The sequence below is a fragment of the Streptomyces sp. NRRL F-4489 genome, from assembly GCF_001509485.1.
In the GTDB taxonomy this organism is placed as follows: domain Bacteria; phylum Actinomycetota; class Actinomycetes; order Streptomycetales; family Streptomycetaceae; genus Streptomyces.
This window is the reverse complement of the sequence record NZ_LLZI01000287.1, coordinates 22,069-48,447: the sequence shown is the minus strand read 5'-3', so window position 1 is coordinate 48,447 and position 26,379 is coordinate 22,069. Positions and strand designations below refer to the sequence as shown.

The following is a 26,379-nucleotide window of genomic DNA, read 5'->3' as shown; positions in this document are numbered from 1 at the left end:
GGGATCCGGTGGGGTTTCCTTCACCGTCACGCCACTGGTACACCCCGCTTACCCGGCCGTAACTTACCTGGCAGTCACCACGTTGGCCCTTGCGATCCGGATCGCAGGTGAACGGCTCACCGAGCACCTCGGAGTCCCCTCACCCCCGCAAGGAGCATCGTATGAAGCTGCGTCGGCCGAGACTGCGCGCCGTCCTCCCGGCGGTCGTCCTGGCGCTGGGTCTCACCACGGCAACCCCCGCGGCGGCGTCCCCCACCGTCAGCCGCGGCTGGAACGACTACGCCTGCAAGCCCTCCGCCGCCCACCCGCGGCCGGTCGTCCTCGTCCACGGCACCTTCGGCAACGCCGTCGACAACTGGCTCGGCCTGGCGCCCTATCTGGTCAACCGCGGGTACTGCGTCTTCTCCCTGGACTACGGGCAGGTGCCCGGCGTCCCGGTCTTCCACGGCCTCGGGGCCGTCGACGACTCCGCGCGCCAACTCGCCGGCTATGTCGACCGGGTGCGGGCCGCGACCGGCGCCGCCCAGGTCGACCTCGTCGGGCACTCGCAGGGCGGGATGATGCCGCGGGTGTATCTGAAGTTCCATGGTGGGGCGGGCAAGGTGCACAGTCTTGTAGGGCTGGCGCCGGACAATCACGGGACGACGCTCAGTGGGCTGACCCGGTTGCTGGATCTCTTCCCGGGCGCGAAGAAGTACCTCGACCACTTCACGCCGGGGCTCACCGACCAGGCCGCCGGGTCCGCGCTGCTGAGCCGCCTCAACGCCGGCGGCGACACCGTCCCCGGCGTCCGCTACACCGTCATCGCCACCCGCTACGACGAGGTCGTCACCCCGTACACCTCGGGCTTCCTCAACGGGCCCGGCGTCCGCAACGTCGTCCTCCAGGACCTGTGCCCGGCCGACCTCTCCGAGCACCTGGCCATCGGGCTCACCGACCGGATCGCCTTCCACGAGACGGCCAACGCCCTCGACCCGGCCCACGCCACCCCCACCACCTGCGCCTCCGCGGCGAGTTGAGCCGCGGCCCGGCCCGCGGTCGGCGCGCGGGCCGGGCCCCGGGCCGGGTGCGCCCGTACGCGATTCAGCGGGTGCCCCGGCCCGTCCGGCGCAGGGTCAGGAACGCGGTGGACGCGGCGGCCAGCGCCACCGGGATCAGCAGCAGCCACCCGGAGAACGCCAGCACCCCGGCCGTCAGCAGCGAACTGGCCAGCGCGCCGCACCACAGGGGAGTGCGGCGGGGCAGCAGCACCAGCGCGGCGGCCAGCCCGGCCAGGGTCACCGCGGCCAGGCAGGTGGCGGTGGCCCGCATCAGCAGGTCCAGATCGGCCGCGCCGGCCGCGGCCGGCACCGCCAGCACCACCGCCGCCGCGCCCAGCACCGCCAGCGACCGCCGCGGCACCTCGCCCGGCGCGCCGCCCTTGGCCAGCCAGCGCGGCGCCGCCCCGTCCCGGCCGAGCGCCGCGCCCAGCCGGGACGCCCCGGCCAGATAGGAGTTGACGGCCCCGAAGGTCAGGAACAGCGCCGCCGCGGCCGCCACCGGGCGGGCGGCGGTGCCCGCGCTCTGCGCGAGCAGCGCGGTCAGCGGGGTGTCGGTGCGCGCGGCGGCCGGGCCCAGCGCCCCGATGGTGGCCACCGCCAGCCCCAGGTACAGCACGGTGATCACGGCGAGGGTGCGGCGGGTCACCCGCGGCAGGTCCCGCGCCGGATCGGCGAACTCCCCGGACAGGTGGCTGGCCGCCTCCCACCCGGCGAACGCGAAGAAGAGCACCGACGCCGCCGACCCCACCGACGCCCAGCCGCCGGGCAGGAACGGCGTGAAGTTCGCCGCCGACACCCGCGGCGCGGCGGCCAGCACCGCGCACAGCAGCACCGCCGCCAGCAGCCCGCCGAGCAGCAATTGCACCTGGCCCGACATCCGCAGCCCGACCGCGTTGGAGGCCAGCGATCCGGCGAGCACCACCGCGCCGACCGCGGCCGCCCCGCCGTCGCCCCAGCCGGCCGCGTCGGCCACGTAATTGCCGCCGATCCAGGCCGCCGAGACCACGCCCAGCGGCACCGCCCCGTAGAACCACCATCCGACCACCGCCGCGGCGCGCGGCCCGATCGCCCGGTGCACATACGTGGCGACGCCCCCGCCGTCCGGATACCGCGCGCCCAGCGCCGCGAACGACGCGGCCACCGGGACGCACAGCGCCAGCAGCAGGACCCAGGCCACCAGGGAGGCCGGACCGGCCGCGGCGGCGGCCAGCGACGGCAGCGTCAGCACCCCGGGGCCGAGGACGGCGCCGGCGCACAGCGCGGTACCGCTGCCGATGCCCAGCCGCCGTACATCCGGACGTACAGGTGCTGCGAGAGATGTTTCTTGTACGGACACAGCCCATGACGCTAACCGGAACTTTGATCACAGTGCGCTGTCGCCGAACGAAATTCGGTGGAGCCCGGCACCATGGGGTCATGGACGACATTGATTCGGCGATTGTCCGGGAACTGCAGCGCGACGCACGGCAGACCAACCGCGAACTGGCCGGCAAACTGAACATCGCCCCCTCCACCTGCCTGGAGCGGGTCCGCGCGCTGCGCGCCCGCGGCGTGATCACCGGCTACCGCGCCACGGTGGACCTGCGCGCCCTCAACCGCCCGGTGCAGGCGCTGCTGACGGTCCGTATCCGGCCGATGAACCGCGAGGTGATCGAGCGGTTCAAGGCGTTCCTGACCTCGCTGCCGGAGGTCCTGAGCGTCTATGTCGTCGCGGGCGGCGACGACTTCCTGGTGCATGTCGCCGTCCCGGACGTGGACCGGCTGCACGCCCTGCTGATGGACCGGATCTTCAAGCGCCGGGAGGTGGTGGACTGCCGCAGCTCGGTGATCTACCAGCACGTCGCCAACGACGTGATCGAGCCACTGCCGCCCGGCCGGTCCTGACGGTCCGGCGGGCGGCGGCGGCTCATGGGGGCCCGGGGCGGCCCGGCGGCTCAGCCGTGGTGGCGGGCGGCCCGGCGGCGGGCGGTGGCGAACAGCACCCCGGCGCCCGCGGCGAGTACGGCCGCGCCGCCGATGGCCAGCGGGGCGGTGGTGCGGTCCGTACCGGTCTCGGCCAGGTGCTTGCCGCCGGCGGGGGCGGCCGGGGCCGGGGCCGCCGCCCCGTCGGGGTGCGTACCGGCCGGGGCGTCGGCGTTTCCGGAGCCGGCCGGGGCGGCCCCGCCGTGGTTGCCGGCCGCGCCGTCCGCGTGGTCGTGGTGGCTCATGTCCATGGACGACTTGTCCGCCCCGGCGGCGATCTGACGCTCCGTGGGCGCCGACGCGGACGGCGCGGGCGCGCCGCCGCTCCCGCCGCTGCTCTTCCCACCCTTCCCGAACACCACGTCCGAGCAGGTGTAGAACGCCTCCGGGCTGTCCGAGCGCTGCCAGACGCTGTAGACGAGGTGCCGGCCGGACCGGGCGGGCACCGTGCCGTCGAAGACGTACGAGCCGTTGACCAGCGCCGGGTTGGTGACCGACGCGAACGGCCGGTCCTCCAGGTCGGACCACTTCAGCGGCTTGGCGGGGTCGTAGCCGTCCTTGGTGAGGTACAGCTCGAACGTCCCCTTGTGCGGGGCGGTCGCCCGGTAGCGGAAGGTGTGCTTGCCGGCCGTCATCGGGGTGGACGGCCAGTCGGCGCGCGGCAGGTCCAGGCCCTTGTACTCCTCGTTGCCGGCGCTGCACAGCTTGCCGTCCGGGATGCGTTCCTTCGACTTGCCGCCCGCGTTGCCGTCCCGGACGCCGTTCCAGTCGTAGAGCGCCTGGGTGCCGCCGGCCTGGACGGCGGCCTTGCACGCCGCCGAGACGGGGTGCTCGGGGCCCTCCGCGTAGCAGGCCGCGACCCGGCTGACCGGGTCCGACATCGACCCGTGGGCGGCGGCCGGGGCCGCGGTGAGCACGGTCAGCGCGAGCGGCGCGAGGCCGGCCAGCGCGATTCCGGCGGCCGTGCGGCGAGCGGTCATCGTGGGGACTCCTTCGTCGGGTACGTGGGGCGTACGGACGGGGGGCGGCGGTGGGGGGTCGGGTGGCGTCCGGTGCCGGTGCCGCCCCCCGGTGAACGGCACCGGCGGGCCCGCACACCCGCCGTACGCAGCTGACGCTAGCGGCCCTGAACAGCGGATTCGCCCGGCGGAGGCCGTTCCGGCGGATCTTTATGGTCCGCTTAAGGAAGCGCTAAGTGCCGCCAAAGGAACGGGCCGTTGGGTGCCCGGGGGCTCAGCCGGCGAAGTCGTACCAGCGGACGCATGCGTCCCGAACGGCCCGCAGCTTGTGCAGGCCCGCTTGGAGGGGAGCGGGCTGTTCGTCCGAGCCCTTGCCCTCCGGCCGAGCCGTGACCGCGTGGCGCAGCTCCGTGAGCAGTGCTTCCCGGGCCTTCTTGGGGAGCAGGCTCGCGCCGACGTGCTTGTAGGGGGTGCTGAGGGGGCACCTCAGGGCGAGGTCGAGCTTCTCAATCCGCTCAGTGGTGGCGAGGATCTGCTCCTGGACTTCCTTTCCGCTCTCCGGTTCGTCAGCGGCGGCGCGGTTTTCGGCAAGGCGGGCTCTGGCCGATTCCAGGGTATTGAGGTCGTGGTGGAATTCGTCGATCAGATCGACGAGTGCGGTGCACGCCTTCCGTGTGCGTGCTGCCGTTTTGAGTCCCGCCGCGATGGCCGCCAGACCGAGCGTCGCGCTCAGGGCGGATTTGCCGGCGACCGGAAGGCTTCCGCTGTCGATATGCCAGACGGGGATGAGGACTTCGGCGCACAGGATCCACGGAACGACCCAGTGCGCGGCGACTTCGTAGCGGATCAGCAGGGGGAGGTCGGCGAATTCGTCGGTGCCTCTGACGGCCGGCCGGCTGAGGAATCGGATGCTCAGGACGATGGCGAGGAGGATCAGGGCCGCATAGGGCCGCCCGTGCACGACGAAGGTGGTGGCGGCAGCGATGGCCAGGAGGGAGATGCCGAAGAAGCCCAGCCATCCCAAGGGCAGGCTGTCTTTCGGGAGAAAGCTGAAGGCGAGGATGTATCCCGCCACCATGAGGAACGGGAAAAGGTCGTCGTACCCCGTGATACGCGTCGAGGCGAACCCAACTCCCATGGTGAGAAGGGCGATCAGATGGGGAACGAACATTTCCCGGCCGGCTTCGATATCGGCTTGCGTCAGTTCCGGGTCGGGAAAGGGGTCGAGAGAGTAATGCCCTCCGGGCTCGAACATATGGCCTCCGATGCGTCGTGGCGCTCCGGACCCATCGTGCCGCGCGACTGCCCTGCGACGTGCTGTCGGACGCGATGCTTGAGCCACTTCTGCGGTGAGCAGCTCTCAGCGGTTCAGCGGTGCGGTTCAGCGGTTCGTCGGCAGGCCGTTCAGATCCTCCAGGTCGCCGAGATCCCCGGCCAGGGCGGCGAAGGCGTCCGGGGGCGGGGCGTCCGGGGCGGTGTCCAGGGGGAGTTCGGCCCAGATGATTTTGCCGTGGGCGGTGTAGCGGGCGCCCCAGCGCAGCGCGTAGCGGGCGATCAGGAAGAGGCCGCGGCCGCCCTCGTCGGTGGTGCGGGCGTGGCGGAGGTGCGGGGCCGTGCTGCTGCCGTCGGAGACCTCGCAGATCAGGGCCTCGGCGCGGATCATCCGCAGGCCGATCGGGCCGGAGGCGTGCCGCAGGGCGTTGGTGACCAGTTCGCTGATGATGAGTTCGGTGGAGAATTCCAGGTCCGGCAGGCCCCAGCGGGCCAGTTGGCCGGCGGCGGAGCGGCGGGCCGCGGCGACCGCCGAGGGGTCCGCGGGCACCTCCCAGGTGGCCAGCCGGTCCTGCGGCAGCGCGCGGGTCCGGGCCAGCAGCAGCGCCACGTCGTCCACCGGCCGGGCGCCGGGCAGGCTGGCCACCACCGTCTCGCAGAGCTGCTCCAGCGGCGCCTGCGGATCGGACAGCGCGGTCCGCAGCCGGGTCAGGCCGCCGTCCGGGTCGAGGGCCTTCCCCAGCAGCAGCCCGTTGGTGTAGAGGGCGAGGAGGCTGCCCTCCGGCAGCGGGACGTCGGCGGATTCGAACGGCATACCACCCAGCCCCAGGGGCGGTCCGGTCGGCAGCTCCAGCAGATGGGCGCCGCCCGCCGGGCCGACCAGCAGCGGCGCCGGGTGCCCGGCCCGGGCCAGGGTGCAGCAGCAGGCGACCGGGTCGTAGACCGCGTACAGGCAGGTCGCCCCGATCACCCCGTCCTCGCCGGTCGCGTCGTGCGCGACCCGGTCGACCATGTCGTCCAGATGCGCCAGCACCTCGTCCGGGGCGAGGTCCAGGCCGGCCAGCGCCTGCACCGCGGCGCGCAGCCGGCCCATCGTGGCCGCCGCGTGCACCCCGTGCCCGACCACGTCGCCGACCACCAGCGCCACCCGCGCCCCGGACAGCGGGATGACGTCGAACCAGTCGCCGCCCACCCCGGTCAGCGTGTCGGCCGGCAGATAGCGGTACGCCGCCTCCACCGCGCTCTGCTCGGGCAGTTCGCGCGGCAGCAGACTGCGCTGGAGGGTGAGCGCCGCGGTGTGCTCGCGGGTGTAGCGGCGGGCGTTGTCGATGGAGATCGCCGCGCGGGTGACGAACTCCTCGGCCAGCACCAGGTCGTCGGGCTGGAACGGGCCGGCCGGCCGCCGCCGGGCGAACGCGGCCGCGCCCAGGAAGCTGCCCCGGGCCCGCAGCGGCACCACCATCACCGAGTGGAAGCCCAGGTCGCGCAACTGCCGGGCGCGGACCGGGTCGTCGGCCGCCCAGTCCGCGTGGTCCAGGTCCAGCTCCGGCATCAGCACCGACTCGCCCTCGGTCAGGCTCAGCACCACCGGGGACGACGGCGGGTAGGCGGTCCGGTCGCCGACCGCGCTCACCGCCTCGGGGCAGCCCGGGCGGTCGGAGTGCTGCCCGGCCCGGCGGAGGGTGAGGAGTTCGGCCGGGCGGACCGGCCCGGCCGCCGGTTCCGCGCCGGAGACCATGGCGTCGAGCAGATCGACGGTGACGAAGTCGGCCAGGTCCGGTACGGCCACCTCCGCCAGCTCCTGGGCCGTCCGCCAGACGTCCAGGGAGCCGCCGATCCGCTCCCCGGCGCGGTTGAGCAGCGCCATCCGCTGCCGGGCGCGGTAGCTCTCGGTGACGTCCAGCACCATGTAGCACACGCCGAGTACGCCGCCGGCCCCGTCCTCCAGCCGGAAGAAGGACGTCGAGTAGGCGTGCTCCTGCCGCGGATCGGACCCCGGGCGCCCCAGGTACTCGTACCCCACCGACGGTACGCCGGTCCGCAGCACCCGCCGCATCTCCGCCTCGACGGACTCCACCGCGAGACCCGGCAGCACCTCGCCGATCCGCTTGCCGAGCCGGGCCGCGCGCGGGGTGCCGCCCATCCGCTCCAGCGCGTCGTTCAGCCAGACGTAGCGCAGCTCGCGGTCGAGCATCGCCACACCGATCGGCGACATGCCCAGGATGCCGGTGAGCAGCGAGCGGCCGGCCCCGGACCAGGGCGTACGGGTCAGCTCGGCGGCCAGCACCAGCCGGTCGGAGCCGTCCGGGCCGGCCAGCACGGGCAGCACCCGCACCTCCAGGTCGAGGCGGTGCCCGTCGCGGTGGCGGGCCGCCACCGCACCGCCCCAGCCGTCCGGCGCCGCCAGCCGCGCCGGCCAGGCGTCGGCGGCGGGCCCGTCCGGCGGCAGGACCTCGGCCAGCGGCCGGCCCACCGCCCGGGACGGCGGCAGGCCAAGCAGCCGCTCGGCGCCGGCCGTCCAGCCGCGGATCACGCCCGCCCGGTCGGCCGGCACGACGGCGGTCCGGGTGAGGTCGAAGGTGCCGTCCGCGGGGAGGCGGCTGCTGGGGGAGGTGTTCATGGATCACCGGTCCGCGGCCGGCCGCGCACGGGGCGGCGGGCCTGCCACCGGCCCGCCACCGCGGGCCGCCGACGCCTTCCACGGTACTCCGGGGACCGCGGCCGGGCGCGTCCCCGCCGGCCCGGCGCCCGCTACCCCAGGTCCCGTACGTGCCGCAGCTCGCCGGCGCACGGGCGGTAGCCGAAACCGCGGTTGATGGCCAGCATCGGGGCGTTGGTGTCGTCATTGCCGGTGAACGCCTCGGTGCAGCCGGCGTCCCGGGCGCGGCGCAGTGCGTCGGTCTTGGCGAGCCGGGCCAGGCCCCGGCCGCGGAACGCCCGCCGGCAGCCGGTCATCGCGGTCACATAGCGGCCCCGGCCGTCGGTGGCGGCGAGGGTGTACGCGGCGACCGCGCCGTCCACGGTGACGACGGTGGTCAGGCCCAGGTCGATATCGGGGTTCTCCCACGTGGTGCGGAGCCAGTCCGCGTAGGCCACGGCGTCGGCGGCGACCTCGGCCGGTTCGTCGGCGGCGGCCTCCGCGTCGGCCTCGTACAGCGGGCGCGGATCGGCGCCGAAGTCCGCGCCGGTGCGCAGCCGGACGCCGGGCGGCAGCGGGTCCGGCAGCGGTGGCAGCGCGGTGCGCGCCAGGTCGAGGCGGAGGAAGCGGGCCGGCCGGGTGGGGCGGTAGCCGTGCCGGGCGGCGAACGCCCGCGAGCCCGGCTCGTCCACCGTCCAGCCGTGCAGGCGGGTGGCGCCGGCCGCGGCCAGATGCTCCTCGCCGGCGGCCAGCAGCGCGCCGCCCGCGCCCAGGCGGCGGTGCGCGGGGTGGACGACGGGGGTGGCCAGGGCCTGGCCCGGGGTGCTGCTGTCGTGCAGCAGACCGGCGTTGATCTGGCCGATCACCTGGCCGTCCCGGACCGCCACCAGGGACCGCAGCCGGCGGGCCGGGGGCGCCCCGGCAACCTGCCAGGCGACGCCCTCCGGCGTGGCGATCAGGAACGGCAGCGCGGCCCGCCGGAGTTCGGCGACGGCCTTGGCGTCGGACGGACGGAAGTCCCGCACGGTGAGCGTCATGGCCCCCGACGCTACGCCGCGCCGGGCCGCCGCGCCGCCCCGTTTTTCCGGCCACCGGCGCGGCCGTTCCGCTGGGCGGTCCGGCCGTGGCTCATTCCGGACGGTGCCTCCCGTGCATAGGTGGCCGCTGCAATTATTCCGGGCGTACGGTGTGCCGCGCGGACCGCCGCCGGGATCGCGGCCGGCCCGCCGTACCCGAAGGAGGAGCCGCGCCATGTGCGGAATCACCGGATGGATCTCCTACGACAACGACCTCACCACCCAGCGCCCCGTGCTCGAGGCGATGACCGGGACGATGGCCTGCCGCGGCCCGGACGCCGGCGGCGTCTGGCTCGCCCCGCACGCCGCGCTCGGCCACCGCCGGCTCGCCGTCATCGACCTCGAGGGCGGCAAGCAGCCGATGAGCGTGGAACGGGACGGCCGCACCCTGGTCGTCACCACCTACAGCGGCGAGGTCTACAACTACCGCGAGCTGCGCGCCGAGTTGGAGGGCCTCGGCCACACCTTCCGCACCAGCAGCGACACCGAAGTGGTGCTGCACGCCTACCTCCAGTGGGGCGAGGCGTTCGCCGAACGGCTCAACGGCATGTACGCCTTCGCGCTCTGGGACCCGCGCACCGAGCAGCTGCTGCTGGTCCGCGACCGGATGGGCATCAAACCGCTCTTCTACCGCCCCACCCGCGACGGCGTCCTCTTCGGCTCCGAACCCAAGGCGGTGCACGCCCACCCGGACGTCCGCCCGGCCGTCGACGCCGAGGGCCTGGCCGAGCTGATCACCTTCACCAAGACGCCCGGCCACGCCGTCTACCAGGGCCTGTACGAGGTCCGCCCCGGCCACCTCGTCCGCGTCGACCGCGACGGCGTCCACACCCGGTGCTACTGGGCGCTTGAGGCCCGCGAGCACACCGACGACCTGGACACCACCGTCGCCCGCGTCCGCGACCTCCTCGACGACATCGTCGCCCGCCAGCTGATCGCCGACGTCCCGCTGTGCACCCTGCTCTCCGGCGGCCTGGACTCCTCGGCCATCACCGCGCTCGCCGCGAAGGCGCTGGCCGCAGAGGGCCGCGGCCCGGTCCGCTCGTTCGCCGTCGACTTCACCGGCTACACCGAGAACTTCACCCCCGACGACCTGCGCGGCACCCCCGACGGCCCGTACGCGCACGCGCTCGCCGAGCACGTCAGCGCCGACCACCGCGACATCGTGCTGGACACCGCCGCCCTGATGGACCGCGCGCACCGCGCCGCGGTGCTCACCGCCCGCGACCTGCCCAACGGCTTCGGCGACGGCGACACCTCCCTCTACCTGCTGTTCAAGGCCGTCCGGGAGCAGTCCACGGTCGCCCTGTCCGGCGAGTCCGCGGACGAGATCTTCGGCGGCTACCGGTGGTTCCACGACCCCCAGGCGGTGAACGCGGACACCTTCCCCTGGATCGCCGCCGGCGTCTCCAACCGCTTCTCCGGCGGCGACGCGGTCCGCGAGGCCCTGCTCGACCGCGCGCTGCTCAAGAAGCTCGACCTGCCCGGCTACGAGCGGCGCCGCTACCGCGAGGCGCTGGCCGAAGTCCCGTACCTGGACGGCGACACCGGCCACCAGCGCCGGATGCGCGAGGTCAGCTATCTGCACCTGACCCGCTTCGTGCAGATCCTGCTGGACCGCAAGGACCGCGCCAGCATGGCCGTCGGCCTGGAGGTCCGGGTCCCGTTCTGCGACCACCGCCTGGTCGAGTACGTCTTCAACACCCCCTGGGCGATGAAGACCTTCGACGGCCGGGAGAAGTCCCTGCTGCGCGCCGCGGTCCGCGACGTGCTGCCGGACGCCGTCGCCGACCGCGTCAAGAGCCCCTACCCCAGCACCCAGGACCCCGGCTACGCCGAAGCGCTCCGCGCCGAACTGCGGGAACTGGCCGCCGACCGCGCCGCGCCGGTCCGCCCGCTGCTGGACACCGGGGCGCTGGCGGAGGCCACCGCGCCGGGCGCCCGGCACGACATCCGGCCCGGCGCCGAACTCGCCCTCGGCCTGGACGCCTGGCTGCGCACCACCGGCACCACCCTGGAGCTGTAGCGGCGGGGCGGCGCCCGGGCGCGGCGCCCTCCGCGCACGGTGGCCGCTCCTGGCGCACAATGGATGCGACAAACCGCGCACCGCACCGGCCCCAGGAGCACCACCGTGTCCTCCCCCCAGACCCTTTCGATCACCATCGACCCGGCGGCGGCCGAGGCCCCGTTCGAGCAGGTCCGCACCCAGATCGCCGACCAGGCCCGGACCGGCGCGCTGCCGGTGGGCCACAAGCTCCCCACCGTCCGCGGCCTCGCCGGCGAGCTGGGCCTGGCCGCCAACACCGTCGCCAAGGCGTACCGCGCCCTGGAGACCGACGGCGTCATCGAGACCCGCGGCCGCAACGGCAGCTTCGTCGCCGCGGCCGGCGACGCCGCCGACAAGGAGGCCGCCGCGGCCGCCGCGGCCTACGCCCGGCGCGCCCACCGCCTCGGCCTGGACCACGCCGCCGCGCTCGCCGCCGCCACCGACGCCCTGCGCGCCGCCTACGGACCCGGCGCCTGACACCCGACCCGGCACCGCCCGCACCCGCCCCGGAGGAGCCCATGCCCAGCCGGCACGCCCTGGTCCGCCGCCCCGGCCCCCGCCTCGCCGAGGGCCTGGTCACCCATATCGAACGGCGCCCGGTGGACCCCGCCCTGGCGCTGCGCCAGTGGGAGGGGTACGTCGCGGCGCTGCGCGCGCACGGCTGGCGGACCACCGAGGTGGCCCCCGCCGACGACTGCCCCGACGCGGTCTTCGTCGAGGACACCATGGTCGTCTTCCGCAACGTCGCCCTGCTGGCCCGCTCCGGCGCCGAGGTCCGCCGCGCCGAACTGCCCGCCGCCCGGGAGGCCGCCGAGGCGCTCGGCTGCTCCGTCAACGCCATCCGCGCCCCCGGCACGCTCGACGGCGGCGACGTCCTCAAGATCGGCGACACCGTCTACGTCGGCCGCGGCGGCCGCACCAACGCCGAAGGGGTCCGCCAACTCCGCGCCGCCTTCGAGCCGTTGGGCGCCCGGGTGGTCCCCGTACCGGTCAGCCGGGTGCTGCACCTGAAGTCCGCGGTCACCGCCCTGCCCGACGGCACCGTCATCGGCCACCCGCAGACGGTGGACGATCTGTCGGTCTTCCCGCAGTTCCGGCCCGTCCTGGAGGAGGCCGGCGCCCATGTCGTCCTGCTCGGCGACGGCGCCCTGCTGATGTCCGCCGCCGCGCCCCGCACCGCCCACCTCTTCGCCCGCCTCGGCTACCGCCCGGTCCCCGTCGACATCGGCGAGTTCGAGAAGATGGAGGGCTGCGTCACCTGCCTGTCCGTACGGCTGCGGGACCTGGCCGGCTGACGTACGGCTCCCGTACCGGCCCTACAGATACATCCCGGCCGCCGCCGCGCCCGGCTCCTGGGCCGGCACCGACGCCGGGCGGGTGCCGCGGCGCAGCGCGTACAGCTCGGCCAGGGTGGCGCCGTCGCGGCCCACACCGTCCTCGGTGCCGAGCCAGGCGACCGCCTCCGGGCGGGTCAGCGGGCCGACCTCGATCCGGGCCAGGCAGCGGCCGGGGCGGACCACCGCCGGGTGCATCCGCTCCAGGTCCTCGTTGGTGGTGACGCCGACCAGGACGTTGCGGCCCTGGCCCAGCAGGCCGTCGGTGAGGTTGAGCAGACGGGACAGCGCCTGGCCCGCGGTGTGCCGGGCCTCGCCGCGGATCAGCTCGTCGCAGTCCTCCAGGAGCAGCAGCCGCCAGCGGCCCCGGCCCGCGCCGTCGTCCTCGCCGATGGCGATGTCCATCAGATAGCCCACGTCGTTGAAGAGCCGCTCGGGGTCCAGTACGCAGTCCACCTGGCACCACTCGCGCCAGGACCGGGCCAGGGTGCGCAGCGCGGAGGTCTTGCCCGTACCGGGCGGGCCGTGCAGAAGCAGCAGCCGGCCGGCGATCTCGGCCGGCGAGACCTTCATCAGCCGGTCCAGCGCCCCGGCCACCGGCGCGGTGTAGTTGCCCCGCACCTCCTCCCAGGACTTGGCGGTGATCTGCCGGGAGGTGCGGTGCGGTCCGCGGCGCGGGGAGAAGTACCAGAAGCCCATCGGGACGTTCTCCGGCCGCGGGGCCGGCTCGTCCTCGGCGCCGTCCGCGGCCTGCCCGAGCACCGTCTCGGCCAGCTCCTCGGTGACCGCGGTGACCGTCACGTCGGCGCCGCCGTTCCAGCGCGAGACCAGCAGGGTGAAGCCGTCGCCCTCGGCGAGCACGGCGCTGCGGTCGTCGTCCCGGGCCGAGCGCAGGACCGTCGCCCCGGACGGCAGCAGCGAGCGCCCGGACTTGACCCGGTCCAGCGTGCGGCCGCGGGCGTACGGCTGCTCGCCGGTGGCGAACCGGCCCAGGAAGAGGGCGTCGACGACATCGGCGGGGGAGTCGCTGTCGTCCATGGTCAGCCGCAGTGGAAGGGATTCCCCGGGGCGGCTGGACGGGACCTGGTCGGCACACATGGCGCCATGATCGGGCACACCGCCCGGCCGCGTACACGGAATTACGTCCGCCGCGCCGGACGGCCTGCCCCGGGGGCCGGTTGTCCGCGGCCGTTCCGCGCGCCGGAACGCGCCCTGTGCGCGCCCTCCGGGCCCGCCCTAGGGTGGTCCGCCGTGCGACGTGGTGGTGGCGAACGGCAGGGACGGCCGGACGGGCCGGAGCGCCCGGACGGCGGGTGGCTGCGGGGGCACCGGGGGACGGCCTTCGGGGTGGCGGTGGTGATCGGGGTGGCGGCGCTGGCGCTGCTGCTGGTGATATGCGGGCTGAGAGGGTGAGGGCGGGGCGGACGACCGGTCGTGGCTGACGGGGCGTCAGGCCGGGCCGCCCACAGACGGCGCAATGGCCCGGCGCGGCGCGGGACGTCCGGAGACTGGCAGAGCGCCGATCCGGGTGCCCGGTGGAAGGAGCCGATCCGTGGAGCCGCCGAGCGGAGCCGCCCTGACGGCGATCATGGTGTGCCTGACCGTGGTCACCGGCGTGCTGGACGCCGCCAGCTTCCTGACCCTCGGTCATGTCTTCACCGCCACCCAGACCGGGAACCTCCTCTTCCTCGGCTTCGGCCTCGCGCCCGCCCTCGAACCCCACTCGCCGGCGGGCACGTCCCTGCCGGGCGGGCTGCCGGTGGCCGCGCCGGCGGTGTCGCTGGGCGCGTTCCTGGCCGGGGCGGCGCTCGGGGCGCGGATGGAGTCGGCCCTGGCGCGCGGGCGGCGGGCGTGGTTCCCGGTCGCGCTGCTGGCCGAGGCGGCGCTGCTGGCGGGCGCGGCCGCGGCGGGCTGGAGCGGCGGACCGGCCCCGGACCTGCCGGAGGGCCGGCGGTTCGCGGTGATCGCGCTGATGGCGGTGGCGATGGGCGTCCGCAACGTCACCGCGCTGCGGGTGGCCGCCCCCGACCTGACCACGACGGTGGAGACCCGGGCGATGACCGCGCTGATGAGCGCCACCCCGCTGGGCGGCGACCGGCGGCTGGGGTACGGCGCCGGGCTGCTGCCGCGCCGGATCGGCTCGGTCGGCGCGATGCTTGGCGGCGGGCTGCTGGGCGCCTGGCTGATCGGGCTGGGCACCCGTACGCCGCTGGTGGTGCTGCTGGCGGCGGTGACGGTGGCGGCCACCGCCTTCCTGGTGCCCGGCCTGTCCCACGGGCGGAACGCCGAGCGGTGACGGCCGGGGGCCGCACGCCGGCGGGGCCCGAGCACCGGCGGGGGCCGGGCCCGACCCCCGCCGGTGCGCGGTGTCCCCTAGGGGGAGTCCGCTACGCGGAGTCCCTTACGGGACGATCTTCAGCAGCTTGTTGGGCGAGCCGCTGCCGGGGCTGGTCACGACCCCGGAGGTGGCGCCGTTGACCAGGGCCGCGGCGACCTGGGCCGGGGTGGCCGTGGGGTGCCCGGCGAGGTAGACCGCGGCGGCGCCCGCGACGTGCGGGGTGGCCATCGAGGTCCCGGAGATGGTGTTGGTGGCGGTGTCGCTGGTGTTCCAGGCGCTGGTGATGGAGCTGCCGGGCGCGAAGAGGTCCACCCGGGAGCCGTAGTTGGAGTACGAGGCGCGGGCGTCGGACGAGGTCGTCGCGCCGACGGTGATCGCCTCGGGGACCCGCGCGGGGGAGTAGTTCTGCGCGTTGTCCCCCGAATTGCCCGCCGCGATGGCGTAGGTCACGCCGCTCTTGATGGAGTTCTGCACGGCGGTGTCCAGCGCCGCGTCCGGGCCGCCGCCCAGCGAGACGTTGGCCACCGAGGGGCCCTTGTGGTTCTTGGTGACCCAGTCGATGCCCGCGACCACCTGGGCGGTGGTGCCGGAACCGGAGTTGTTCAGCACCCGCACGGCGACGATCTTCGCCTTCTTGGCGACGCCGTACGAGCTGCCGGCGATATTGGCCGCGACGTGCGTGCCGTGGCCGTGGCCGTCCTGGGCGACGTTGTCGTTGTCGATCGCGTCGTAGCCGTTCGCCGCCCGGCCGCCGAAGTCCTGGTGGGAGATCCGGACGCCGGTGTCGATGACGTACACCGTCGCGCCGGAGCCGGCCGCGGCGGGATAGGTGTACGCCTTGTCCAGCGGCAGCTTCGCCTGGTCGATCCGGTCCAGGCCCCAGGACGGCGGGTTGGTCTGGGTGTCCAGGGCGTGCACCGTGCGGTCCTGGAAGACGCGGTCGACGGCCGGGTCGGCGGCCAGGCGTCTGGCCTGCGCCTCGGACAGCGTGACGGCGTAGCCGTTGAGCGCGGCGGTGTAGGTGCGCTTGACGGTGCCTCCGTAGGCCGCGATCAGCCCGCGGCCGGTCGCCGACGCGGCCTTGAGGCCGGCCGCCGGTTTGAGGGTGACGAGGTAGCTGCCGGATACCGCGTCGGCGGCGCCGGCGCCGATCACGGTGCCCTGGGCGGGTGCCGCCTGGGCGGGCAGCGCCAGGGCGCCGAGGGCGGCGGCGGCCGCGGCCGCGGTGACCGCCGCGGCGGCCCGCAGGGTGGTGGTACGCCGCCGGGCGGCGTCGGGGGTGGTGGAACGCATCACTGCCATCGCGAGGGATTCCTCCTCATCGGTGGCGCGCCGTGGTGCGCGCGCGGGATGGGCGTATGGGTGGTACGCGAACGTCCGGCCACCCGACGTTCCGTGACCGGTCGTCAAAGGTTCGAGGAGTCGCACGCAGGTATCAAGAGTTCCAACGGGATGTCATATCCGCGTCATGGCCAGGCAATGGCGCCGCAGTGAAGAACCTGGCACACCGGCAGATTCTCCGTGAATCCTGTACGACTTTTGGCATGGACACTTCCGGCCACGCCGATGTCTTGGTACGACGGATCACGCAGAGATCCTGCTATGGGAGGTTCCATGAGACTGTCCCGTTTTGCGGCGTTGACATCCGCCTGCTCCGTCACCGCGGCGCTCGCGCTCACCGGCGCGAGCGCCGCCGCGTCCGCCCAACTCCCCGCCGCCGGCGGCTATGTGGCCCTCGGCGACTCCTACTCCGCCGGCGTCGGCGCCGGCGGCTACGACAGCGGCAGCGGCACCTGCAAGCGCAGCACCAAGGCGTATCCGGCCCTCTGGGCCGCCGCCCACCACCCCGCCACCTTCTCCTTCACCGCCTGCTCGGGCGCCCGTACGGGTGATGTGCTCAGCGGCCAGCTCGGCCCGCTGAACTCCGCCACGAGCCTGGTCAGCATCACCATCGGCGGCAACGACGCCGGCTTCGCCGACACCATGACCACCTGCGCCCTCCAGGGCGAGAGCGCCTGTCTGGCCCGGATCGCCCAGGCCCGCACCTATATCGACAACACGCTCCCCGGCAAACTCGACTCCGTGTACACGGCCATCGCCAACAAGGCGCCGTCCGCCCGGGTCGTCGCCCTGGGCTATCCGCACTTCTACAAGCTCAACGGCGTCTGCTCGGCCGGTCTGAGCGAGAAGTCCCGGGCGGCCATAAACGCCGCCGCCGACGACATCAACGGCGTCATCGCCAAGCGCGCCGCCGACCACGGCTTCCGCTTCGCCGATGTCAACACCACCTTCACCGGCCACGAGCTGTGCTCCGGCAGCCCGTGGTTGCACAGCGTGACCTACCCGGTCGACGAGTCGTACCACCCCACCGCCGACGGGCAGGCGTCCGGCTACCTCCCGGTCTTCGGCTCCACTACGTGATCTTCCGCGCACCGGGCGCGGAGGGGGCCGCTCCGCCTCCCCGCCCGGTCCGCCCGGACCGTCCGCCGCGGGCCGCCAACTCGCCCTGGCGGGCGCGCTGTAGGTGACATTCCGTATGGTGTGCGTCAACGTCACAGCAGGGCAGGTGAATCCGTTGACCGGTCTGCACGCGTGTCCGCCGAGAGAGATAGGGTTACCCTGCCCGTTGGCCGGGTGCCCTCGTACGGGTGGGGAGAGTCATGGAACAGATAACAGTGCGCGGCAGGGCGCGGGTCCCTGCCATCACCTGCGGGAGCGGCGCGACCAGCGCCAGGCTGGACCGCCACCTCGCGGTGCTCGGCGGTCCCGCCATCCCGCAGCGCGAGGCGGAGGGCGCCACGTCGCTGATGCAGGAGCTCACCGCGCGTGACCACACGCGCATGAGGAAGAGCCGCGGCCACCGGGTGTCGCTGTTCGCGCCGCTGAGCAGGCTGCGCCGGTCGCTCTTCGGCGGCCACGGCTAGCCGCCGGAACAGCGGTAGTACGGACAGGCTCCGGCGACCACCGTCCCGGCCCGGCGCAGCCGCCCGGCGTCTTCTTCTCCACCACCCGCCACCCCCGTGAGTGGCGGGTGGTTCCATGCTGCCGCGAGGCCGCCGCCTCACCGCGGCGCGCACTCACCACAATGCGAACTGCCCCTCCGGGCCCTCCTCCTGGTGGTCCAGCACGGACGCCGGACGGGCCGCCGCGGCCGGTACGGGCAGCACCCCGGCCGCCCGCAGCTCCGCGGCCCCGATCCGCTGGCCGTCCGCCACCGCGCGGCCCAACTCCGCCCGTTCCGGCTCCACTTCGGCCAGCAGCGCCAGGACGGTGACCAGCTCCAGCAGCTCCGAGGTCCACTCCTGCGGCCAGCCGTCCGGCCGCAGCGCCGCCAGTCCGTCCGGCCCGTCCCCGTCCGCCGCGGCCCCGGCGCGGCGCGCGAACCACTCCGCCAGCACCCGCCCGCCCCCGGCGTGGAACTCCCAGGCACCGGCCGGCACCGGCGCGATCCGGCCGCCGCCGAGCAGCAGCGCCTCGCTGTCCGGGTCGTACTCCAGGGTCTGGGGCAGGCCGCGGGCGGGCAGCGCGGCCCGTACGTAGGGCCGCCGGCCACCGGGCAGCCGCGGCCGCCCGCCCGGCCCTTCCGCGCCCTCGTACGCGCCCCAGGTGGTCAGCCACAGCAGCCGGGCGCCGAGCGCCACCCCGCGCTCCCACAGGGCCGGGTCGGCGGTGAGCGGGACGGCGGTGCCGTCGGGGGAGGGGGTGGCGGTGGCCGCGATCCAGGCGAGCAGGGCGGCCGGGGCCACCGGGCGGCCCAGCCGGCCGGTGAGGTGGGCGAGCAGGCCGGGCGCGAGGTTGGGTTCGGCGGCGCCGGGCCGCCGGTAGAGCGGGCGGATCCGGCCGGGGCGCCCGGCGGGGGAGTGGCCGTCCGGCAGCAGCGCCGAGCAGACCACGGCCGGCCCCGGCACCTGCGGGACCTGCCCCAACTCGACCAGGAACAGCTGGTGTCCGTCCGCCACCCGCCACAGCTCCGGGCGGGCCGCGTCGATCAGCCGGTGGTCGGGCAGCAGCCACTGCCGGTCGAACGGGCCGTGCAGCACCCGCACCGGCTCCGGGCACGGCCCGGCCTCCCGGGACAGCCGGGCGGTGGCGGTCCGCTGCCCGGGCAGCTGGCCGACCGCGGAATCCAGGGTGCGGGCCCGGGTGGGGCGGAACAGCCGGGCGCGGTCGGCCGGGTCGCCGGCGGCGGCCAGGGCCCGCCAGCGGGCCCGCAGCGTGCCCGGGTCCGGGGCCATCACCCAGGACCGGCCGAGCCGCAGCGGCGGCACCGACCACGGCATCAGATCGGACAGCCGTGGCGCACCGCACCCTGGCGCGCCCTGCTTCGCCGTCACGCGCAGCCCCTCCCGGACCGTTGGTTGCCCAGGCATGGTAGCGGCGGGCCCGGCCCTCCTTCACCGCGTCCGGCCCCCGTTCACCGGGCCCGCGCCCGGTCCGGCCGGCCGGTGAACGCCGTCTTCCGCGCGGTGATCTTGGCGAGTACGGTCCTCGCCGTACGCCTGCCGAGGGAGGACCGCCCATGACGGACACCCCGACCCCGCCCGGCTCGCTCCGGGACGCGCCCACCGCCGCCCGGGTCGCCGCCCGGCTGGACCGGCTGCCGCCGTCCCGCTGGCACCGCCGGATCACCGTCGTCGTCGGCATCGGCGCCTTCTTCGACCTCTACGAGATCTTCCTCGGCGGGGTGCTCGCCGCCGTCCTGGCCGAGCGGTGGGGCCTGGACCACACCGCCAAGGCGTGGGTGATCGCCGCCGGGTTCCTGGGCATGTTCGCCGGCGCCACTGTGCTGTCGGTGCTCGCCGACCGGTTCGGGCGGCGCCGGATGTTCCTGGTCAACCTCGGCGGCTACGCGCTGTTCTCGCTGGCCGCCGCGGCCGCGCCGGACCTGGCCTGGCTGGTGGCGCTGCGCTTCCTGGCCGGCCTCGGGCTGGGGGCCGAACTCGTCCTGGTGGATACCTATTTGGCGGAATTCCTGCCGCGGGCGGTGCGCGGCCGCTACCTCGCCGGGGCCTACACCCTGGGCTTCCTGGGCGTCCCGGCGGCGGCGCTGCTCGGCGCCCGCCTGGTGGCCGGGGAGCGGTTCCTCGGCGTGGACGGCTGGCGCTGGCTGCTGGTCGCGGGCGCGCTCGGCGCCGCGTTCATCCAGCTGATGCGCCGCCGGCTGCCGGAGTCCCCGCGCTGGCTGGCGGTGCGCGGCCGCACCGCGGAGGCCGACCGGATCGTCTCCGGCATCGAGCACCGGGTGGCGGCCGAGACCGGCACCAGCCTGCCGTCCGTCCCGGACACCGGCGACGTCCCGGAGCGGCGGGTGCCGCTGGGCGAGATGTTCCGCGGCGAGTACCGGCGCCGGACGCTGATGTGGTGGGTCTTCCAGATCCTCCAGACCACCGGCTACTACGGCTTCGGCTCGCTGGCGCCGGTGGTGCTCGCCGCCAAGGGCCACACCGTCACCGACTCGCTGCTCTACGCGGCGCTGAGCTACTGCGGCTATCCGCTCGGCTCCGCGCTCTCCGTCCCGCTCATCGACCGGATCGAGCGCCGCACCCTGATCATCGCGTCCGCGCTCGGCATCGCCGGCTGCGGGCTGGCCTTCGGCTTCGCCACCGCCACCTGGGCGATCGTCGCCTTCGGCTTCCTGCTGACGGTGTGCAGCAACGTCTTCTCCAACGCCTTCCACGTCTACCAGACCGAGCTGTTCCCCACCGGCCTGCGCACCAGCGCGATCGGCATCGCCTACTCGCTGTCCCGGCTCACCTCGGTGGTGCTGCCGTTCGTCGCGCTGTCCGCGCTGCACGCGCTCGGCCCGGCCGCGGTGTTCACCGGCTCGGCGGCGCTGATGGTGCTGCTCTGCCTGGACGTGGGGCTGCTCGGCCCGCGCACCACGGGCCGCAGCCTGGAACGGATCTGACCACGCGCGTACCGGGCCGCCGCGGCCGGGCGGCTCAGTGCGCGTCCAGCGTCACCGTGAACGAGAACCGGTCGCCGCGGTAGTGGATCAGCGCCACGTCGAGCACCTGCCCGTCCGCGTCGTAGGTGACGCCGGTGTAGTGCAGGATCGGGCTGAGCAGCGGCACCCGCAGCAGCCGGGCGGTCTCCGGATCGGCCAGCCGCGCCTCGACGGTGTCGGTGATCCGGCCGATCCGGACGCCCACCGCGTCCCGCAGCACCTTCGTCATCGGCCACCGCTCCAGATCCGCCGGGTCGATCCGGGCGGCGGCGTCCGGGCGGACGTAGTTGCGGGCGTGGTTGGTGGGCTCGCCGGTGGCCTCGTCGCTGCGCAGCCGCCGGAAACCGGCCACTTCCGGCAGGTCGGGGAAGTAACCGGACAGGTCCGCGGGGACCGGCACCGGGCCGTGCTCCAGCAGCGCGGTGCGCATCCCGGACTGCTGGGCCACGATCGCGTCCACCGACCCCAGCAGCCGCACCGGGGCGCCGCGCCGGGCGTGCGGCTCGATGAACGTGCCGCGCCGCCGGTGCCGGCTGATCAGGCCCTCCTCCTCCAGCTCCTTCAGCGCCTGACGCATCGTCAGCACGCTGACGCCGTAGTGCGCGGCCAGCGCGTCCTCGGTCGGCAGCCGCAGCGGCGCGTCCGGCGCGCGGCCGAGTATGGACGCGCGCAGGGACTGCGAGACCTGGTACCACAGCGGCAGCTTGCGGTTCAGGGCGATCGAGTCGGGAGCGAAGGTGGTCAAGGGCGTTTCCCCGGTCTGCTGGACTGGTCCCGGACGCCGCCTCCTACGGGCGGAAGTGGCGCTGGAGACCCTGCCATACGTCGTCGTAGCCGCGCTGCCGGTGGGCGGCGTCCCGCGCCTGCTCGGTCAGGGTGATGGGCCAGCGCGTCTCGAACATGAACGCCAGCCCGTCGTCGATCTTCTGCGGGACCAGCTCGGCGGCGCTGGCCCGGTCGAAGGTCTCCCGGTCCGGGCCGTGCGCCGACATCATGTTGTGCAGCGAGCCGCCGCCCGGCACGAAACCGCCCTCGCCGCCAGCCTTGGCGTCGTAGGCGCCCTCGATCAGGCCCATGTACTCGGTCATCACATTGCGGTGGAAGTACGGCGGCCGGAAGGTGTCCTCGCCCACCAGCCAGCGCGGCGCGAACACCACGAAGTCGGTGCCGGCCAGCCCCGGGGTGTCCGACGGCGAGGTCAGCACGGTGAACAGCGACGGGTCCGGGTGGTCGTAGCTGATCGAGCCGATGACGTTGAAGCGCCGCAGGTCGTAGACGTACGGGACGTTGGTGCCGTGCCAGGCGACGACGTCCAGCGGGGAGTGGTCGTAGGTCGCGGTCCACAGGTGGCCGCAGAACTTGCTGACCACCTCCACCGGCTCCTCGACGTCCTCGTAGGCGGCCACCGGGGCGAGGAAGTCCCGGGGGTTGGCCAGGCCGTTGGCGCCGATCGGGCCGAGGGCGGGCAGCTCGAAGGGGCGGCCGTAGTTCTCGCAGACATAGCCGCGCGCGGTGGCGTCCAGCAGCTCGACGCGGAAGCGCACCCCGCGCGGGATCAGCGCGATATGCCCCGGCTCGGCCCGCAGCAGCCCGAACTCGGTGCGCAGCAGCAGCCCGCCGCGCTCCGGCACGATCAGCAGCTCGCCGTCCGCGTCACCGAACACCCGCCGCTCCATGGAGGCGTTGGCGTGGTAGAGGTGCACCGCCATGCCCGTGCGCTGGGTGGCGTCGCCGTTGCCGCCCAGCGTCCACAGGCCGTCGACGAAGTCCGTCGGGTCGGCCGGCTCGGGCAGCGGGTCCCAGCGCATGCGGTTGGGGTCGGGCAGGCACTCGGTGAACGGCGCCGAGCGGATCTCACCGCGATTGGCCCGGGCGAACGGCGGGTGCGCGGCGGACGGCCGGATGCGGTACAGCCACGACCGGCGGTTCTGGTGGCGCGGCTCGGTGAACGCCGAACCGCTCAGCTGCTCCGCGTACAGCCCGTACGGCGCGCGCTGGGGGGAGTTGCGGCCCACCGGCAGCGCGCCGGGGACCGCCTCCGAGCTGTGCTCGTTGCCGAAGCCGGAGGAGTACGCGAGCCCTTCGGCCGCCTTCCTCGCCTGCTCGCCGGCCGTACCTGTCATCACACGCTCCCGCCGCTCAACGGAACAAGACGTCCACGGAATCCAAGGCACCACAGGACCCAGGATCTGCTGAATCCTATGGAGGACATTAGGATTCCGGTGGGAGGCCGTCAATGACCGGGGCGCCACCCGGGGCCGGCGCGGCCGAAACGCGTCGGATCCGGGCGGCGATGGCCGGATCGTCCCGCCCGGCCATCGCCGCGCCCCGCGCCGGGCAAGATGGCCCTGTGCAGCCTTCGACGCCCCCACCGGCCCAGCCGCCCGCCCCCGGCACCCCCGCCGTCCCGCCCGCCCCGGCCCTGCTGCGCCGCGCCCCCGTCCAGCGCCGCAGCGCCCAGCGGCTGGCCCGGATCCTCGACGCCTGCGCCGAACTCCTCGACGAGACCGGCTACGAGGACCTGAGCACCCGCGCCGTGGCGCTCCGCGCCGGCGTCCCGATCGGCTCCGTCTACCGCTTCTTCCCCAACAAACGCGCCCTGGCCGAGGCGCTCGCCCGCCGCAACCTCGACGCCTACGCCGACCGGATCACCGCCCGGCTCACCGGCCCCGGCCGCCCGGCGGGCTGGCGCGGCGCGATGGACGTGGTGATCGACGAGTACCTCGCCATGAAGCGCAGCGTGCCCGGCTTCGGGCTGGTGGAGTTCACCGTGCCCGCCCCGCGCGAGACCCGGCAGGCCAACTACCAGGTCGCCGACCGGCTGCTGCGGCTGCTCGCCGACCGGCTCGGCCTGGACCCCGCCGACGCGCGGCTGCGCACCGCCTTCCTGGTCGGCGTGGAGAGCGCCGACGCGCTGCTCCAGCTCGCCTTCCGCACCGACCCGGCCGGCGACCCGGCGATCGTCACCGAGACCAAGGAACTGCTCCGGGCCTACCTGGCCCGCTACCTGGACGGACCGGAGGCCGCCCAGCGCCCGGCCGGGGAGCCGCCGGTGCCCTGACCGGACGGTGCGCCCCGGCACGAAACTCCCGGCGCCGGTTTGGAGGGTGCGGCCCTGGGAAACGCCCCGGTGCGCGCCCTAGGGTGCAAGACCACTGTCCGCAGCCCCGGCCCGGGAGGAGCACGACGTGACCCCGCACGACGTGACGCAGCACCACGCGATGTTCATCGGCGGCGGCTGGCGGGCCGCCCTGGGCGGCGGCACCATCGCGGTCGTCGACCCGGCCCGCGAGCAGGTCATCGGCACCGTCCCGGCCGGCTCCGCCGAGGACGTGGACGCCGCGGTGCGGGCCGCCCGGGACGCCCTGCCCGGCTGGGCCGTCACCCCGCCCGCCGCCCGCGCCGAGCGCCTGGCCGCCCTGCGCGACCAGCTCGCCGCCCGCGCCGAGGAGATCGCCGCCACCATCACCGCCGAACTCGGCGCCCCGCTCGCCTTCAGCCGCGCCGTGCACGCCGCCGTCCCGGTCGCGGTCTGCGGCTCGTACGCGGAACTGGCCGCCGAGTACGCCTTCGAGGAGCGCGTCGGCAACTCCACCGTGCTGCACGAACCGGTCGGCGTGGTCGGCGCGATCACCCCCTGGAACTACCCGCTGCACCAGATCGTCGCCAAGGTCGCCCCGGCCCTCGCGGCCGGCTGCACGGTCGTCCTCAAGCCCGCCGAGGACACCCCGCTGGTGGCCCAGCTGTTCGCCGAGTGCGTGGCCGCGGCCGGCATACCGGCCGGGGTCTTCAACCTCGTCACCGGCCTCGGCCCGGTCGCCGGCCGGGCGCTGGCCGTGCACGACGGCGTGGACCTGGTCTCGTTCACCGGCTCCACCGCGGTGGGCCGGACGATCGGCGCGCTGGCCGGCGGCGCGGTCAAACGCGTCGCCCTCGAACTGGGCGGCAAGTCCGCCAACGTCATCCTGCCCGGCGCCGACCTCGGCAAGGCGGTCGCGGTCGGCGTCGCCAACGTCATGGCCAATTCCGGCCAGACCTGCAGCGCCTGGACGCGGATGCTGGTGCACCGCGACCAGTACGAGGAGGCGGTGGAACTGGCCGCCGCCGCGACCGCCAAGTACGTCCCCGGCGAGCGGCTCGGGCCGCTGGTCAGCGCCCGCCAGCGGGAGCGGGTGATCGGGTACATCGAGCGCGGGATCGCCGAGGGCGCCCGGCTCGTCGCGGGCGGCCCGGACCTCCCCGCCGGCCCCGGCTTCCACGTCCGCCCCACCGTCTTCGCCGACGTCACCCCCAAGATGGCCATCGCCCAGGAGGAGATCTTCGGCCCGGTCCTGGCGATGCTGCGCTACGAGGACGAGGACGACGCCGTACGCATCGCCAACGGCACCCCCTACGGCCTGGCCGGCGCCGTCTGGGCCGCCGACGACGCCACCGCCGCCGCGTTCGCCCGCCGCCTGGACACCGGGCAGGTGGACATCAACGGCGGCCGCTTCAACCCGCTGGCGCCGTTCGGCGGGTGGAAGCAGTCGGGCGTCGGGCGGGAACTGGGGGCGCACGGGCTGGCGGAGTACCTCCAGACCAAATCCCTGCAGTTCTGAAGCCCGTTCCCGCCCCCATCGCGTCTTTGTCCCCGCCCCCGTCCCGAGGAGCCCCCGTGGTCCGCGCCGCCGTTCTGCCCGCCGTCAACGCCCCGCTGGAGATCACCGACATCGAGCTGCCCGAGCCCGGCCCCGGCCAGGTCCGGATCCGGCTCGCCGCCGCCGGGGTCTGCCACTCCGACCTCTCGCTCTCCAACGGGACGCTGCGCCAGCCCGCCCCCGCGGTGCTCGGGCACGAGGGCGCCGGCACCGTCACCGCGATCGGCCCGGACGTGACCGGTGTGGCGCCCGGCGACCCGGTGGTCCTCAACTGGGCGCCGTCCTGCGGCGATTGCCACTTCTGCGGCCTGGCCGAACCCTGGCTGTGCGCCGCCGCCGGGCAGGCCGCGGCCGCCCCGTACGCCACCCTGGGCGCGGGCGGCGGCGCGCTCTACCCGGGCCTGGGCACCGCCGCGTTCGCCGAGGAGACCGTGGTGCCGGCGCGCGCCGCGCTGCCGCTGCCCGAGGGCGTACCGCTGGCCGACGCGGCGCTGCTCGGCTGCGCGGTGCTCACCGGCTGGGGCGCGGTGCACCACAGCGCCCGGGTGCGGGCGGGGGAGTCGGTGGTGGTGTTCGGGGTCGGCGGGGTGGGCCTGGCGACCCTCCAGGCGGCCCGGATCGCCGGGGCCGGCCCGATCGTGGCGGTGGACGTCTCCCCGGCGAAGGAGGAGCTGGCCCGGGCGGCCGGCGCCACCGACTTCCTGGTCGCGGACGGCCCGGCGTTCTTCGAGAAGGACGGCGCCAAGCGGATCCGGGCGCTCACCGGGGGCGTCGGCGCGGATGTCGCGGTGGAGTGCGTGGGCCGGGCGGAGACCATCCGCGCGGCCTGGTCCGCCACCCGGCGCGGCGGCCGGACGACGGTGGTCGGCATCGGCGGCAAGGACGAGCAGGTGGCCTTCTCCGCACTGGAGTTGTTCTACTTCGGCCGGACGCTCTCCGGCTGCGTCTACGGCAACAGCGACCCGGCCCGCGACCTGCCGGTGATCGCCGGGCACGTCCGCTCCGGCGCGCTGGACCTCTCCGCGCTGGTCACCGACCGGATCGGGCTGGAGGGGATCCCGGCGGCGTTCGAGGCGATGCTCGCGGGGCGCGGGGGCCGGGCCCTGGTGGTCTTCTGACGCGCACCGGG

At 74.9% G+C, this 26,379-nt stretch carries 23 protein-coding genes; 13 read left to right on the top strand and 10 right to left on the bottom strand.

Annotated elements, in window-relative coordinates:
• Positions 1-161: 161 nt before the first annotated feature.
• Entirely contained in the window at positions 162-1,019 is an 858-nt protein-coding gene (locus ADL22_RS32035; protein ID WP_066987881.1) for an esterase/lipase family protein, read from the top strand.
• Positions 1,020-1,083: 64 nt separating this feature from the next.
• Here ADL22_RS32035 and ADL22_RS32030 read toward each other — a convergent pair whose 3' ends face one another.
• Positions 1,084-2,376 carry an APC family permease gene (locus ADL22_RS32030; RefSeq protein ID WP_066987879.1) on the bottom strand — a complete coding sequence of 431 codons (1,293 nt, stop codon included), beginning with the start codon at positions 2,374-2,376 and terminating at the stop codon, positions 1,084-1,086.
• Between the two features lie 80 nt (positions 2,377-2,456).
• Here ADL22_RS32030 and ADL22_RS32025 point away from each other — a divergent pair, with 80 nt between their 5' ends.
• Positions 2,457-2,924: an Lrp/AsnC family transcriptional regulator gene (locus ADL22_RS32025; protein ID WP_066987877.1), complete on the top strand. Its 468-nt coding sequence runs from the start codon at positions 2,457-2,459 to the stop codon at positions 2,922-2,924.
• A gap of 50 nt (positions 2,925-2,974) precedes the next feature.
• On the opposite strand, the gene ADL22_RS32020 is transcribed toward ADL22_RS32025, so the two are convergent.
• From ADL22_RS32020 to ADL22_RS32005, 4 genes are all read right to left on the bottom strand, one after another.
• A complete protein-coding gene (locus ADL22_RS32020) occupies positions 2,975-3,982 on the bottom strand; it encodes a lytic polysaccharide monooxygenase auxiliary activity family 9 protein (RefSeq protein WP_066987876.1) in 1,008 nt (335 codons plus the stop codon).
• Positions 3,983-4,235: 253 nt separating this feature from the next.
• Entirely contained in the window at positions 4,236-5,216 is a 981-nt protein-coding gene (locus ADL22_RS32015; protein WP_066987867.1) for a hypothetical protein, read from the bottom strand.
• Between the two features lie 126 nt (positions 5,217-5,342).
• Positions 5,343-7,853, bottom strand: a complete 2,511-nt coding sequence (locus tag ADL22_RS32010) for a SpoIIE family protein phosphatase (protein ID WP_066987865.1) — start codon at positions 7,851-7,853, stop codon at positions 5,343-5,345.
• Positions 7,854-7,984: 131 nt separating this feature from the next.
• Positions 7,985-8,908: a GNAT family N-acetyltransferase gene (locus tag ADL22_RS32005; RefSeq protein WP_066987863.1), complete on the bottom strand. Its 924-nt coding sequence runs from the start codon at positions 8,906-8,908 to the stop codon at positions 7,985-7,987.
• 214 nt (positions 8,909-9,122) lie between these two features.
• Between ADL22_RS32005 and asnB the strand changes: the two genes are divergently transcribed.
• The 3 genes from asnB to ddaH all read left to right on the top strand — a co-directional run bounded on the left by asnB (position 9,123) and on the right by ddaH (position 12,289).
• Positions 9,123-10,973: an asparagine synthase (glutamine-hydrolyzing) gene (gene asnB / locus ADL22_RS32000; protein WP_066987861.1), complete on the top strand. Its 1,851-nt coding sequence runs from the start codon at positions 9,123-9,125 to the stop codon at positions 10,971-10,973.
• 105 nt (positions 10,974-11,078) lie between these two features.
• Positions 11,079-11,471 carry a GntR family transcriptional regulator gene (locus ADL22_RS31995; protein ID WP_234430938.1) on the top strand — a complete coding sequence of 131 codons (393 nt, stop codon included), beginning with the start codon at positions 11,079-11,081 and terminating at the stop codon, positions 11,469-11,471.
• Positions 11,472-11,512: 41 nt separating this feature from the next.
• Positions 11,513-12,289, top strand: a complete 777-nt coding sequence (gene ddaH / locus ADL22_RS31990; RefSeq protein ID WP_066987857.1) for a dimethylargininase — start codon at positions 11,513-11,515, stop codon at positions 12,287-12,289.
• Between the two features lie 21 nt (positions 12,290-12,310).
• Here the strand turns inward: ddaH and ADL22_RS31985 are convergent, their stop codons facing one another.
• Positions 12,311-13,426 carry a DUF5925 domain-containing protein gene (locus tag ADL22_RS31985; protein WP_066987855.1) on the bottom strand — a complete coding sequence of 372 codons (1,116 nt, stop codon included), beginning with the start codon at positions 13,424-13,426 and terminating at the stop codon, positions 12,311-12,313.
• A 153-nt stretch (positions 13,427-13,579) separates the two neighbouring features.
• Here ADL22_RS31985 and ADL22_RS35590 point away from each other — a divergent pair, with 153 nt between their 5' ends.
• Positions 13,580-13,741, top strand: a complete 162-nt coding sequence (locus tag ADL22_RS35590) for a hypothetical protein (RefSeq protein WP_159048755.1) — start codon at positions 13,580-13,582, stop codon at positions 13,739-13,741.
• 139 nt (positions 13,742-13,880) lie between these two features.
• Positions 13,881-14,624 carry a YoaK family protein gene (locus tag ADL22_RS31980; RefSeq protein WP_066987853.1) on the top strand — a complete coding sequence of 248 codons (744 nt, stop codon included), beginning with the start codon at positions 13,881-13,883 and terminating at the stop codon, positions 14,622-14,624.
• 105 nt (positions 14,625-14,729) lie between these two features.
• Here ADL22_RS31980 and ADL22_RS31975 read toward each other — a convergent pair whose 3' ends face one another.
• Positions 14,730-15,968, bottom strand: coding sequence for a S8 family peptidase (locus tag ADL22_RS31975; RefSeq protein ID WP_079064592.1), 1,239 nt, complete (start codon positions 15,966-15,968; stop codon positions 14,730-14,732).
• Positions 15,969-16,280: 312 nt separating this feature from the next.
• Here ADL22_RS31975 and ADL22_RS31970 point away from each other — a divergent pair, with 312 nt between their 5' ends.
• Together ADL22_RS31970 and ADL22_RS31965 are read left to right on the top strand one after the other, a co-directional pair.
• Complete coding sequence (locus ADL22_RS31970) at positions 16,281-17,087, top strand: SGNH/GDSL hydrolase family protein (RefSeq protein ID WP_066987849.1); 807 nt, start codon at positions 16,281-16,283, stop codon at positions 17,085-17,087.
• Positions 17,088-17,326: 239 nt separating this feature from the next.
• Positions 17,327-17,590 (top strand): hypothetical protein, encoded by a 264-nt coding sequence (locus ADL22_RS31965; RefSeq protein WP_066987847.1) that lies wholly within the window; start codon positions 17,327-17,329, stop codon positions 17,588-17,590.
• A 153-nt stretch (positions 17,591-17,743) separates the two neighbouring features.
• Here the strand turns inward: ADL22_RS31965 and ADL22_RS31960 are convergent, their stop codons facing one another.
• Positions 17,744-19,000 carry a type ISP restriction/modification enzyme gene (locus ADL22_RS31960; protein WP_066987845.1) on the bottom strand — a complete coding sequence of 419 codons (1,257 nt, stop codon included), beginning with the start codon at positions 18,998-19,000 and terminating at the stop codon, positions 17,744-17,746.
• Between the two features lie 185 nt (positions 19,001-19,185).
• Between ADL22_RS31960 and ADL22_RS31955 the strand changes: the two genes are divergently transcribed.
• Positions 19,186-20,574, top strand: a complete 1,389-nt coding sequence (locus ADL22_RS31955; RefSeq protein ID WP_066987844.1) for an MFS transporter — start codon at positions 19,186-19,188, stop codon at positions 20,572-20,574.
• A 34-nt stretch (positions 20,575-20,608) separates the two neighbouring features.
• Here ADL22_RS31955 and ADL22_RS31950 read toward each other — a convergent pair whose 3' ends face one another.
• On the bottom strand, positions 20,609-21,358 hold the full coding sequence (locus ADL22_RS31950) for a GntR family transcriptional regulator (protein ID WP_066987842.1): 750 nt from the start codon (positions 21,356-21,358) through the stop codon (positions 20,609-20,611).
• Between the two features lie 43 nt (positions 21,359-21,401).
• Entirely contained in the window at positions 21,402-22,736 is a 1,335-nt protein-coding gene (hmgA, locus tag ADL22_RS31945) for a homogentisate 1,2-dioxygenase (RefSeq protein WP_066987840.1), read from the bottom strand.
• A 227-nt stretch (positions 22,737-22,963) separates the two neighbouring features.
• Between hmgA and ADL22_RS31940 the strand changes: the two genes are divergently transcribed.
• The 3 genes from ADL22_RS31940 to ADL22_RS31930 all read left to right on the top strand — a co-directional run bounded on the left by ADL22_RS31940 (position 22,964) and on the right by ADL22_RS31930 (position 26,368).
• Positions 22,964-23,674, top strand: coding sequence for a TetR/AcrR family transcriptional regulator (locus tag ADL22_RS31940; RefSeq protein WP_420711619.1), 711 nt, complete (start codon positions 22,964-22,966; stop codon positions 23,672-23,674).
• Between the two features lie 160 nt (positions 23,675-23,834).
• Entirely contained in the window at positions 23,835-25,211 is a 1,377-nt protein-coding gene (locus tag ADL22_RS31935; RefSeq protein WP_066987968.1) for an aldehyde dehydrogenase family protein, read from the top strand.
• Between the two features lie 56 nt (positions 25,212-25,267).
• Positions 25,268-26,368, top strand: coding sequence for a zinc-binding dehydrogenase (locus ADL22_RS31930; RefSeq protein WP_066987838.1), 1,101 nt, complete (start codon positions 25,268-25,270; stop codon positions 26,366-26,368).
• Positions 26,369-26,379: the final 11 nt, after the last annotated feature.